Below are 12102 nucleotides of genomic sequence, written 5' to 3' on the forward strand. Positions count from 1 at the left end.
CGGTTCCCCCGCAAGTCGCCGTACGTGCGGGGAAAGCTGTTCTGTCGAATGCCTTAGCGGCAGCGCGATCCGCCGCGATCGACCTCGCGGCCGAGCAGGGCACCGGCGGCCGCACCGAGCACGGTGCCGACAGTCCGGTCGCGGCCGCCGTCGATCTCGCGGCCCAGCAGCGCGCCGCCCGCACCGCCGATCAACAGGCCGGTGGTGCCGTTGCCCCGGCGGCAGTAGTAACGGCCGTCGTTGCCGCGCCACGAGCTGCGGCGATAGTCGTCGCGATAACGGTCGTCACGATAGCGATAGCTGTCACGGTTGCCGTAGCCGCGGCGATAATCCTCGCGCGAGTAACGATAGCGGTCGCGGCCATGCTCGTAGGTCTGCTCGCCCGGCGCGGTGAAACCGTTGCCGTAAGGGGCGATGGCGGCCGAAGCAGGCAGTGCGACGGTCAAGCTGGCAGCGGCTGCGGCGATGGCCGAGGCCTTGAAGAATGCGTTCATCTCAACTCTCCTCTTCTAAGGAAGCGAACCGGCCATCCGAGTCGATCCGCCTTACGCATTCATCTTTAAGCCTTCGATCCTGAACGAACCGCAACGCGCTTGTCAGGATTCGATTTTGCGACGAGCCGTCGGCGCACAGGCGATGGAGCGAGTGGTTGCCCCCGTTCCGGTGCCCTTCTAAGGGGCATGCACCGCGGATACCCCCGACCGCCGGGAGAGATATGCAGCCGATGCCCGAGACAATGCCCCGCCAAATGACCCGGCACTCGCCTTCCGTTTCCGGCCTGCTTCCGGCATTCGGCGCCTACGGCATCTGGTGCCTGTTCCCGCTCTACTTCGCGCTGTTGAAGGACGTCGCGCCGTTCGAGGTGGTCGTCTGGCGCCTGATGTGCACGCTGCCGTTCTGCCTCATCGCGGTCGCCGTGTTGCGGCAAGGCGCGGCACTTCGGGCAGCGCTGACCAACCCGCGCACCCTCGCCACGCTGGCGCTGAGCGGGTTCCTGATCGGCGCGAACTGGCTCATCTATGTCGTCGCGATCATGGAGGGCCACGTGCTCGCGGCCAGCCTGGGCTATTACATCAATCCGCTGATGAACATCCTTGCGGCGACGGTCTTCCTCAAGGAGAAACTGACCCGGCGACAGTGGATCGCCGTGGCCCTCGCGACGATCGGCGTGGCGCTGCTGGCGAAGGGCGCGCTCGATACCTTATGGATCAGCCTGATGCTGGCGCTGAGCTTCGCGTGCTACGGCCTGGCCCGCAAGCTCGCGCCGGTGGCCGCGCTGCCGGGCCTGACGGTCGAGACGCTGGTGCTGTTCGTGCCCGCGCTCGCCCTGATGTGGTGGCAGATGCAGGCGCCGGGCGGGCTGGCGATGGGCTCCTCGACGCGGATCAGCCTGCTGCTGCTCTGCGCCGGGCCGCTGACCGCGATTCCGCTGATGCTCTTCGCCACCGCCGCGCGCGCCCTGCCCTTCTCGGTGCTGGGCTTCATCCAGTTCGTGACGCCGACCGGGTTGTTCCTGATGAGCGTGTTCATCTTCCACGAGCCGCTGAGGCCGATCCAGCTGGTCTGCTTCGCCTTCATCTGGGCGGCCGTCGGCGTATTCTGCTGGGACATCCTGTCTCGCAGGAACTGATTGGCGGGGGCTTCGACAAGCTCAGCCTGAGCGGGGCCGGGAAGTTTTCACCACCCCCCGCTCACCCTGAGCTTTGTCGAAGGGCTCAGAGCGCCCCGGCGAACCGCAGCGCCTCGCCCTGTGCCTCGTTGGCGAGTTGGCCTTCCCACATCGCCGAGTGCCCGCGCACGATCGTACCGACGACGCGACCTTCCAGTTCCATGCCGGCGAAAGGCGTCCAGCCGCAGCGGCTCTCGCCCCATTCCTCGGTCACCGTGAAAGTGCCCTTGCGGTCGACCACGGTGAAGTCCGCGTCATAGCCCACCGCAATGCGGCCCTTGCCGACGAGACCGAACACGCGCTGCACGCCCGAAGAGGTCATGTCGATCAGCCGCTCCAGCGTCATGCGCCCCTTGGCGACATGGTCGAGCATCAGCGGCAGCAGGGTCTGCACGCCCGGCATCCCCGAGGGGCTGTTCGGATAGGTCTTGGCCTTTTCCTCGCGCGTGTGCGGCGCGTGGTCGGAGCCGATCACGTCGGGCACGCCCGCGCGCAGCCAGTGCCACAACCCGTCGCGGTGCGCGGCCGAGCGGATCGGCGGGTTCATCTGCGCGAAGGTGCCGATCCTGGGATAGGCGTCCTCGGCCGCCAGCGTCAGGTGCTGCGGAGTCACCTCGCAGGTCGCGACATCGCGGTGCTGGGCGATCAGCTCCAGCTCGGCCGGAGTGGTGATGTGCAGGATGTGGATCGGGCGGCGCGCCTCGCGGGCAAGGCGCAGGATGCGCTGCGTCGCCAGCATCGCGCTTTCGTCGTCGCGCCAGACCGGGTGACTGGAGGGGTCGCCCTCCACCCGCAGGTCCTTGCGCGCGTTCATGCGCGCCTCGTCCTCGGCATGGATGGCGACGCGGCGGCGGCCGTGGGCCAGCACGCGGGCGAGCTGCTCGTCCTCGGCCACCAGCAGGCTGCCGGTCGAGGCGCCCATGAAGATCTTGACGCCCGCCGTACCGGGAATGCGCTCGAGGTCCGCCAGCGCGACCGCATTGTCGGCCGTGGCGCCTACGTAGAAGGCATGGTCACAGAACATGCGGTGATGCGCGCGCTTCAGCTTGTCGAGGACGCGCTCCTCGGTATCGGTATTGGGGTTGGTGTTGGGCATCTCGAACACCGCCGTGATGCCGCCCATCACCGCCGCGCGGCTGCCGGTCTCAAGGTCTTCCTTGTGCTCCAGCCCCGGCTCGCGGAAGTGGACCTGGCTGTCGATGACGCCGGGCAGCACGTCGAGCCCGGTGCAGTCGATCCGCTTCGCTGCGTCCGGGTAAGAGCCGACGCCGAGGATCTTGCCGTCACGCACCGCGACGTCGGCAACCACCGGGCCGCTCGGCGTATGGACGGTGCCGCCGGAAAGGACGAGTTCGGGTGCGGTTGCAGTCATCTGGGACGGCCTTTCTGCGGCAATTTCACGAAGAAGGCCGACCTAGGCCCCTCTCCCGCCGCTTTCAAGGCAATCCCGTCGAGGCGGCCGGTCAGGTCCTGAGGCGGCCCGCCAGCCCCGCCAGCACCTTGTCCTGCGCATCGAGCAGCGCGGCGACTTGCGCGCGGGCGTCGGCGATGGCCTTGACCTCGGGCGATTCCTCGACCGGCGCCTTGTCGCGCGCGTCGGCATAGAGAACGTCGAGTTCGGCGAGCGCCGTCATGCCCGAGGAGCGGCTCGATTCGAGCTTTGCCAGGGCGACGCTGGCAACGCTCCACGAATCGCTGCCGGTGGAACCTGCCGCGGCACTCGCCCGCTCGGCGGCGGGACGATTGGACTGGAACTGACGATCCGCCTGCCCCGCGATTTTCACGAGGACGGCAAGGCGCGTGACGAGATCGGCGCTCGCAGGGGGCAGCGCCGGAGCAGCCTGCCCCGAATCTCCGGGCGCGGCGCTGGCGGTGCCGCTGACGCGCTCGACGTCGCGCTGCGCCAGCGAGGGATAGCCACCGGAAGACGAGCAGGCCGTCATGGCAAGGGAAAGAACGCCGCACAGGATGGCGGGGAGGGTCAAACGGACTTTCGCGCGGATCATGAAGCTGCCATAGCACGGCCGACGCGAAGCGGGAGAGGCTTTGGACCGCCGAAACGGCCCCAGTCACCACCAAGTCCTTGGTTGACACGAATCGGCCCATCCCCTAACGGCACCCATCTTTCCGGCACCTCGCATCACGCGGGGCGGTCGGCACGTCGCCCGAAAAGTTCCATGGTCCTTCGGGACCTGAGCGGCCGGGGCAGGTTTGTTTCGGCTCGTTTCGGGCATTTTTGAGATTAGGTAAGGGCACCATGTTCGCAGTTGTGCGCACGGGCGGCAAGCAGTACCGGGTTGCCGCCGGAGACAAGATCGCGGTCGAGAAGCTGGCTGGTGAAGCCGGTGACAAGATCACCCTGGGTGACATCCTGCTCGCAGGCAAGGACGGCGAAGTCGCGGACATCGCGAACGTGACCGTCGCCGCCGAGATCATCGCCCAGGCGAAGAGCGAGAAGGTCGTGGTGTTCAAGAAGCGCCGCCGCCACAACTATCGTCGCAAGGCAGGCCACCGCCAGCAGATGACCCTGCTGCGCATCGTGTCCGTCGGCTGACCCCAGAATTCGGAGTAACCAGCAATGGCACATAAGAAAGCAGGCGGTTCGTCGCGTAACGGTCGCGACTCCGCAGGACGCCGTCTCGGCGTCAAGAAGTTCGGCGGTCAGGAAGTGATCGGCGGCAACATCATCGTCCGTCAGCGCGGCACCCGCGTGTACCCGGGCGTAAACGTCGGTCTTGGCAAGGACCACACCCTGTTCGCTCTCGCGGAAGGCCGCGTGCGCTTCCACGACGGCAAGCAGGGCCGCAAGTACGTCTCGGTAGACGTCATGGCGGAAGCCGCCGAGTAATCGGATGGTCTCTGTAAGGGCCATCCTGACGGGATGGCCCCGCTGATTCTCTTAAGGGAATCAGCAGAATGAGGGAGAGGGCCCCGCCCGTCTCCCTCTTTTCGTATCTCCCTCCAGCGTGTCCGGGAACCGACACGGCGACTTCGGGTTGCACCGCGCACGGTGCGGCGGCGATGGCGCGCGTCCCCTCGGATCTGTTGCGATTACCGCCTTGTAACCACGGGCGTAATTGCAGTGTCACGCCGGCCCGCTAAGCGCGCGCCGGGGGTTGGAGTAACGAAGATGTTCATTCGCAGCGAAAGGCTGTTCCTGCGCCCTGCCTGGCCGGAGGATCGCGACGAGCTGATGGCCCGGATCGGCCATGAAGCCGTCGTGAGCAACCTCGCCCGCGTGCCCTGGCCCTATACGGCCGAGGACGCCCGCGCCTTCGTCGAAAAGCCGCAGGATCACCGCCTTCCCAGCTTCCTCGTCACCGCGCCCGGTGCCGAAGGTGCCCGTATCGTCGGCGGCTGCGGCCTGTCGATGCTCGATGGCGAGGTCAACCTCGGCTACTGGATCACGCCTGACGAACAGGGGCGCGGCTATGCGACCGAGGCCGCCCGCACCCTGCTGTCGCTGACCCGAGCGCTCGGCCACGACCGCGTCGTGGCGCACCACTTCGTGGACAATGCCGCATCGGGCCGGGTGCTCGAGAAGGTCGGTTTCAGCCGCACAGGTCGTGTTGCCGAGCGCTTCAGCCGGGCACGGGGCTATGCCAGCCCCTCGCGCGAGCACGAGATCGTGTTCGAGAGCCCGGCCGATTGCGGCGGGGGGGGGGGGGGGGGGCGGAACCCAGCCCGTCCCCTCCGTCAGCCCTGACGGGCTGCCACCTCCCCATCGCTTCGCGACAGGGAGGATGAAGCAAGAGAGTGAGAGACACCACCATGACGATCGCCAACGAAAACCGCATCACCATCGCCATCCTCGCCCTCGGCGGACAGGGCGGCGGCGTGCTGGCCGACTGGATTCAGGAAGTCGCCCGCGCCGAGGGCTGGCTGGCGCAGGGCACCTCGGTCCCCGGCGTGGCGCAGCGCACCGGCTCGACCGTGTACTACGTCGAACTGGCGAAGCCCGACGGATCGGGCCGCCTGCCGGTGATGGCGCAGATGCCGATGCCGGGCGACGTGGACGTGGTTGTCGCCTCCGAACTCATGGAAACCGGTCGCGCACTGCTGCGCGGGTTCTCCACCGCGGGGCGCACGACGCTGATCGGCTCCACCCACCGCATCTACGCCATCGGCGAGAAGCAGGCGATGGGCGACGGCCGCGGCAACGGCGAAAAGATCATCGAGGCGGCGTACCAGCGTTCGAAGCGCTTCATCGGCTTCGACATGGAGGCCGCGACCGACCGTTCGGGCAGCGTCATCAGCGCGATCATGTTCGGCGCGCTGGCGGGCAGCGGCGGCTTGCCCTTCGCGGCCGACACCTATCGCGCCGCGATCGAGCACAGCGGCATCGCCGTGAAGAGCAACCTCAAGGGCTTCCAGGAAGGCTTCGACCGCGCCCAGCAGCCCGTTGCCAGGCCGGATGAGATCACGCACGACCTCCCCGTGCCGACCACCGAGCAGGGCCGCGCGCTCGCCGCGCGCATCGCCGCGAACCTGCCCCCGCCCGCGCAGGCCAACGCCCTGCACGGCGTCGCCAAGCTGATGGACTGGCAGGACGGCGCCTATGCCGCGCTCTACCTGGATCGCCTCGAATCCGTCGCCGCGCTCGATGCCGCGCCGTTCGAACTGACCGCCGAGACCGCGCGCCATCTGGCGCTGTGGATGGGTTATGAAGACACCATTCGCGTCGCCGACCTCAAGACGCGCGCCAGCCGCATCACCCGCGTACGCGGCGAAGTGAAGGCGGGCGACGAGCAGATCCTTTCGATCACCGAATTCATGCACCCGCGCCTGCAGGAAGTCTGCGAGACGCTGCCCGCCGGGATCGGCCGCCGCATCCTCGCCAGCAAGGGCCTGACGAAGCTGCTCGGCCGCTTCTTCACCGAAGGGCGCCATGTCGAGACGACCGGCTTGCGCTGGTTCCTGGCGCTGCGCACCGTTGCGGCGATGCGGTCGATCCGCCCGCGCTCGCTGCGCTACATCGAGGAGCAGGAGCGCATCGAGCACTGGCTGGAACTGGTGCGCACCGAGGCAGCCAAGGACCGCGAACTGGCGCTGGAACTGGTGCTCTGCCAGCGGCTGATCAAGGGCTACGGCGATACCTTCGAGCGCGGCCTCGGGAACTTCCAGCGCATCGTTGCCGAACACGCCCGCGCTCCCCGGGATGCGGCAGGCATCCGCACTTTGCGCGAACTGGCGCTGGCGGACGACAAGTCGAGCGGGCTGACCGAAGCCCTCGCAGGTTAATGGCCGTATCGGGGCGATCCTTGCGGGATCGCCCCGATACGCTCAGTTCCCGGCCCGCTTCGCGCTGTCCCTGAAGGACAGCGCGAACACCACCGCGACCACGGCGGCCAGTGCCGAGGGGATCAGCCAGAAGCCGGTCCAGTCGACCTCGTGCCCGTTCGTGCCGCCGCTGTGCGCGACGTAGACGGCGTTCGCCAGCAGGCTGCCGATGATCGAGCCGACACCCCAGGTGACGAGCGCCAGGAACGACTGCGCGCGGCCCCGCGTCTCGGTCGGGAAGCGCTGGTCCACCCAGATCTGTCCGGCGACGAGGAAGAAGTCGAAGCACACGCCGTGCAGCGCCAGCGCGACCAGCAGCATCGGCATATGCGGGCCGCCCGCGTCGAAGCCGAAGGCGAACAGCGCATAGCGTGCGGTCCATGCCAGCATGCCGACGAGCAGCACCGTCTTCATCCCGAACCAGCGCAGGAACAGCGGCAGCAGCAGGAAGCCGACTTCGGAAACCTGCCCGATCGTCTGCACCCCCGCCGCCGCGCCGACGCCCACGCCGACCAGGAACGGGTTGGCATAGGCGTAGTAGAAGCTCAGCGGGATCATCAGCAGCAGCGAGCAGCCGATCAGCGCCCAGAACGAGCGGTCGCCGCCCTTGATCGCGTCCAGACCCAGCAGTCCGGCAAGGCCCACGCGCTTCGAGCTGGCGGCCGGAGGAGTGGCGGGCAGCGTGAAGGCATAGAGGCCGTAGAGCACCGAAACCCCGGCCGCCATGCGCAGGGGTAGCGCGGTCTCCTCCGCACCCAGCCAGCCGACGAGCAGGCCCGCCACGATCCAGCCGATGGTGCCCAGCACGCGGATCGCGGGAAACTCCTTCGCGGTGTCAGTCATCGCGGCGAAGGCGATCGCGTTCGACAGGGCTAGGGTGGGCATGTAGGCCAGCAGCACGCCGAGCGTCAGCGCGAAGACGAGGCCCGGGTCGCTCCCCGCAAGCGACAGCGCGAGCAGCGCGCCGCCGCCCGCGAGATGCAGCACGCCGACGACTTTCTGCGCCGAGAAGTAGCGATCCGCGATCGCCCCGACGAACAGCGGCGACAGGATCGCGGCCCAGCCTTGCGCGGAAAACATCGTGCCGATCCATGAACCCAGTCCGGCATGCATGAGGTAGCTGCCGAACGGCACCCACCACGCACCCCAGACGAAATACTGAAGAAACATCATCAGCGAGAGGCGCACTCTTGTGCCGATGTCCATTGTCCGGTTCCCCTTTCTTGTTGCGACGCCAATCGTCTCTCCCGTGCCTGGCGCCGGGCACCGGATATTCCGTCGATGGCACTGCGTTCATGCCAGCTCAAGCGGAAAGTGAATTCTGAATTGGCGTGAATGAGAATTTAGTTTATGACTGAATTATCGAGATCGAGTGGCGCCCCGTAAGCGACCCTGCCGGGGGTGGCGTGAGGGTGCAGGAGGTATAATGCAGCTATCGAACGATGTCTTGTCGCATCTTGCGGGGCGGCCTCAAAATCGCCGTTCTGCGCTGCGTGCAGGACTTCTGGCGATGGAAGCGCTGGGCTGCGCGGCGCTGCTGGGAGGTGCGGCGGCATGCTCCGGAGAGGTTGCGGAGGGCGTCGAGCAGGGCGCGATGGTGGGCGTTCTGCTGGGACTGGTGATTCCCCAAGGGGAGACATCCGGAGCCGGAAACCAGGGCAATGTTGAATTCGTTTTGCGCGCGGTCGATGCCGGGCTCATGGGCACGCCGCGCGATACCCTTGCCCGCCTGGCCCAGGCGCTGGACGGCGAAGTGCCGGGGCTTTTTGCCACAGGCGGCTTCATGGACCAGTCACAGGCACGGCAGGCCGCGATCCTGGGCGAGTACGATCGCAAGGTCTTCGCCGCGCCGATCGCATTTCCGAGCCCCTGGTTCACGGCCAAGGCACTGATCCTGATGGCCTACTACACCTCCGAGGCCGGGGCGAGCGGCCAGCTCGATTACGAGATCGCTCCCGGTCGCTACGACCGCGACGTGCCGGTGACGCCTGCCTTCAGGCCGCTGTCGAACGACTATTCCGCCAACTCCATCAAGAAGAAGATCGCCGGATAATGAGCGGAGCATTCGATGCCATCGTCATAGGCTCCGGGATCACCGGGGGCTGGGCGGCCAAGGAACTGACCGAGCGCGGCCTCAACGTCCTCATGCTCGAACGCGGCCGCATGATCGAGCACCAGTCGGGCTACACCAACGAGACGACGCCGCCATGGGAACTGCCGTTCCGCGGCTTCGGCGACCCGCAACTCAACGCCAGCGACTACGCAGTGCAGAGCAAGGGCATGGGTTTCACCGAATGGTCGCGCGACCATTTCGTCAACGACCGTGAGAACCCGTACCAAACCACCGCAACGGACCCTTTCCAGTGGCGCCGCGCCTATCAGTTGGGCGGCCGCTCGCTGGTATGGGGGCGCCAGTGCTACCGCTGGGGCGACCTCGACTGGGGCGCCAACGCGCGGGACGGGCACGGCACCGACTGGCCGATCCGCTATGCCGACATCGCGCCGTGGTACGACCACGTCGAAGGCTTCATCGGCGTTTCCGGATCGCGCGAGGGACTGGATCAGTTGCCTGACGGTGTGTTCCAGCCGCCGATGGACCTTAATGTCGTGGAGGCGGCGCTCAAGGAGCGGATCGCCGAACGCTGGCCCGAGCGGCGACTGATCATGGGCCGCAGTTCCAACCTGACCGAGGCAAAGGGCGACCGTTCGCATTGCCAGTACCGCAACATCTGTTCGCGCGGGTGCTCCTACGGGGCCTATTTCAGCACGCAGAGTTCGACGCTCCCCGCCGCGCGCGCCACCGGGCGGCTGACGCTGGTGACTGACGCGGTGGTTGACAGCCTCGAATACGATCCCTTGAACAAGCGTATCAGCGGCGTGCGCGTGATTGATGCGAAGACCCGCGCCCGCACGATTTACCGTGCCAACGTGGTGTTCCTGTGCGCGGGCAGCGTCAATTCGATCAGCGTCCTGCTGCGCTCCGCCGACGACGCCAATCCGCACGGCCTCGCCAATTCGAGCGGCACGTTGGGACGTTATTTCATGGACCATGCGCTGGCGATGTCGGTCGTCGCGCGCATTCGCGGCTTCGAGGGGCATGCTTATTATGGCAACCGCCCGGTGGCGATCGTCATCCCGCGCTTCGTCAATCTCGACGGGCAGGACCGCGAGATGCTGCGCGGCTATTCCTATCAGGGCAGCGCGACGCGGCGGGGCTGGGCGGACGGTATCGGCACGCCCGGTATCGGCGGCGGCCTCAAGGCGGCGACCAGCGGTCCGGGTGACTGGACGATGCTGCTGGGCGCCTTTGCCGAATGCCTGCCGCAGGCGCACAACCGCGTCACGATCGACCATGGCAAGGTGGACAGCCTCGGGATGCCGCAGACCCGCATCGATTTCGCCTATGGCGACAATGAGCGTAGGCTGGTGAGCCATGCTCTGGAAGAGGCCAAGGCGATGATCGGGCTGATGGACGCCGACATCCTCTCGGAATCGGCGGAGGTCGGCTCCGGCGGCGGTGCGGTGCACGAGATGGGCGGCGCGCGCATGGGCCGCGATCCGCGCACTTCGGTGCTCGACGCGCACAACCGGGCGCACGACATCGCTAATCTCTACGTCACCGATGGTTCGGCGATGGCCTCCAGTGCGTGCCAGAACCCGTCACTGACCTACATGGCGCTGACGGCCCGCGCGGCGGCGCATGCGGCGGAGCAGGTGAAAGGCGGGGCGCTGGCGGTTCCGGCCTGACGGCTCCTGTCGCTGGAGGCGCCTCAGCGCCGCTCCAGCGTCTCGCGCTGTGCCAGCCATAGCACCGCCGCCAGCGAAAACGCCAGGCTCGCCGAGCCCATGGCGATGGTCATGCCGAGCTTCTGCGCCAGCGTCGCGGTGATGAGCGGCGCGAAGAAGCTGATGATCCGGCCCCAGTTGAAGATCGAGGCGGCGGTGGACTGCAGGTGCGGCGGGTACAGTTCGGCTAGCCACGGTCCCCAGGTCACGCTGGAGCACAATGCTGCGCCGTAGACCAGCCCGATTAGCTGCAGCATCAGCACGTCGGTCGGCGCCAGCAGGTAGGCGATGATGGCGGCGGCGGCGATCAGGAAGCCGATCGCATTGAAGCGGCGGCCGAAGCGGTCGGCCGTCCAGCCCCAGAAGAAGCCTCCGGCGATGTTGCCCGCGAACTGCCAGGCCACCAGCTTTCCGGCCGTCGCCGCGTCGAACCCGCGTTCGCCGGAAAGGTACGTGGTCAGCCAGCCGCTGTAGGCCGCGTAGCCGAAGAAGTTGAGGCCGGTCATCGCTGCCAGCATGAGCGTCTGGCGGCGCACGTCGGGCGCGAAGAGTTCGCCGATGGGCAGCTTCGCCGCGCGTTCGCTGGCCATGTCGATCGGAGAACGCGCGGGGATCAGCCACAGCACCATGAGCGCCAGCGCGAACGTCGGCAGGCCCCCGATCCACAGCAGCAGCTTCCAGTCTCCCGGCGCCACCGCGCCCATCGCCAGGCCGAGCGCGACGATCGAGAAGCTGAAGAAGGCGTTCATCGTCCCTGCCAGACGTCCACGCAGCGAGGGGCGGAAGAGGTTCACATAGATGCCCACGCCCACCGGAAAGCTCGCGCCTGCGAAAGCACCCAGCAGGAAACGCTGGACCAGCAGCATCGGATAGCTGCCGACCGCCGTACCCGCGATCAGCATCGTGCCGTAGCCGAGCACGACCAGCGCGAAGATCCGGCGACGGCCGAAGCGGTCGGCGATTTGCCCGATCAGCACCGCGCCGATCAGCGCACCTGCGCCTTGCGCCGAATAGGCCGATCCTGCCTCCAGCAGCGAGAGGTTCAGCGACGCGCGAATGAACGGGCGCAGCACGTCCACCGTGTTCCAAGCCCAGCCGTAGAGGAATTCGCAGGCGAGCAGCAGCGCGAAGATCGCCACCTGCCGCCCCATGCCGGGCATGGGGAGACGCGCGGCCCGATCGACCGGCTCGGCTTCGATGGCGACGTCAGGGGCGACGTCAGGCGCGAGAGGGGCGATGATGGGCATGCACGGCTCCGGTCATGGTTGGAGTGTGGCGGAAGTAGGGGCGGGGCCGCGCCTTGCACGCGGCCCTGCCTTGCGCATTTCGGGTGCTGAATTCAGGCAGCCGCCTGGATCGCCGCCAGC

Annotated in this window: 12 protein-coding genes; 7 read left to right on the forward strand and 5 right to left on the reverse strand. The window is 67.4% G+C overall.

The window, feature by feature from the left end:
* Positions 1-53: 53 nt before the first annotated feature.
* Positions 54-494, reverse strand: a complete 441-nt coding sequence (locus LH128_RS07125) for a glycine zipper 2TM domain-containing protein (protein WP_008828931.1) — start codon at positions 492-494, stop codon at positions 54-56.
* 254 nt (positions 495-748) lie between these two features.
* Here LH128_RS07125 and rarD point away from each other — a divergent pair, with 254 nt between their 5' ends.
* Complete coding sequence (gene rarD / locus LH128_RS07130) at positions 749-1630, forward strand: EamA family transporter RarD (protein WP_327195093.1); 882 nt, start codon at positions 749-751, stop codon at positions 1628-1630.
* A gap of 85 nt (positions 1631-1715) precedes the next feature.
* Here the strand turns inward: rarD and LH128_RS07135 are convergent, their stop codons facing one another.
* Both LH128_RS07135 and LH128_RS07140 read right to left on the reverse strand, forming a co-directional pair.
* On the reverse strand, positions 1716-3041 hold the full coding sequence (locus LH128_RS07135; RefSeq protein ID WP_008828933.1) for a dihydroorotase: 1326 nt from the start codon (positions 3039-3041) through the stop codon (positions 1716-1718).
* A 91-nt stretch (positions 3042-3132) separates the two neighbouring features.
* On the reverse strand, positions 3133-3675 hold the full coding sequence (locus LH128_RS07140; RefSeq protein WP_008828934.1) for a hypothetical protein: 543 nt from the start codon (positions 3673-3675) through the stop codon (positions 3133-3135).
* A 251-nt stretch (positions 3676-3926) separates the two neighbouring features.
* On the opposite strand from LH128_RS07140, the gene rplU reads away from it, so the two are divergent.
* The 4 genes from rplU to LH128_RS07160 all read left to right on the forward strand — a co-directional run bounded on the left by rplU (position 3927) and on the right by LH128_RS07160 (position 6910).
* A complete protein-coding gene (gene rplU, locus LH128_RS07145) occupies positions 3927-4223 on the forward strand; it encodes a 50S ribosomal protein L21 (RefSeq protein WP_008828935.1) in 297 nt (98 codons plus the stop codon).
* 24 nt (positions 4224-4247) lie between these two features.
* Positions 4248-4517 carry a 50S ribosomal protein L27 gene (gene rpmA, locus LH128_RS07150; protein WP_008828936.1) on the forward strand — a complete coding sequence of 90 codons (270 nt, stop codon included), beginning with the start codon at positions 4248-4250 and terminating at the stop codon, positions 4515-4517.
* A gap of 282 nt (positions 4518-4799) precedes the next feature.
* A complete protein-coding gene (locus LH128_RS07155) occupies positions 4800-5375 on the forward strand; it encodes a GNAT family N-acetyltransferase (RefSeq protein WP_008828937.1) in 576 nt (191 codons plus the stop codon).
* 50 nt (positions 5376-5425) lie between these two features.
* Positions 5426-6910, forward strand: coding sequence for an indolepyruvate oxidoreductase subunit beta family protein (locus tag LH128_RS07160; protein WP_327195094.1), 1485 nt, complete (start codon positions 5426-5428; stop codon positions 6908-6910).
* 42 nt (positions 6911-6952) lie between these two features.
* On the opposite strand, the gene LH128_RS07165 is transcribed toward LH128_RS07160, so the two are convergent.
* Complete coding sequence (locus LH128_RS07165; RefSeq protein WP_008828939.1) at positions 6953-8155, reverse strand: MFS transporter; 1203 nt, start codon at positions 8153-8155, stop codon at positions 6953-6955.
* Positions 8156-8375: 220 nt separating this feature from the next.
* On the opposite strand from LH128_RS07165, the gene LH128_RS07170 reads away from it, so the two are divergent.
* Together LH128_RS07170 and LH128_RS07175 are read left to right on the forward strand one after the other, a co-directional pair.
* On the forward strand, positions 8376-9002 hold the full coding sequence (locus LH128_RS07170; RefSeq protein WP_081798965.1) for a gluconate 2-dehydrogenase subunit 3 family protein: 627 nt from the start codon (positions 8376-8378) through the stop codon (positions 9000-9002).
* Positions 9002-10696, forward strand: a complete 1695-nt coding sequence (locus LH128_RS07175) for an FAD-dependent oxidoreductase (protein WP_008828941.1) — start codon at positions 9002-9004, stop codon at positions 10694-10696. The genes LH128_RS07170 and LH128_RS07175 overlap by 1 nt, the downstream gene beginning before the upstream one ends.
* A 23-nt stretch (positions 10697-10719) precedes the next feature.
* Here the strand turns inward: LH128_RS07175 and LH128_RS07180 are convergent, their stop codons facing one another.
* Complete coding sequence (locus LH128_RS07180; protein WP_008828942.1) at positions 10720-11982, reverse strand: MFS transporter; 1263 nt, start codon at positions 11980-11982, stop codon at positions 10720-10722.
* Positions 11983-12102: the final 120 nt, after the last annotated feature.

The organism is Sphingomonas sp. LH128 (genome assembly GCF_000293195.2).
GTDB lineage: Bacteria > Pseudomonadota > Alphaproteobacteria > Sphingomonadales > Sphingomonadaceae > Novosphingobium > Novosphingobium resinovorum_A.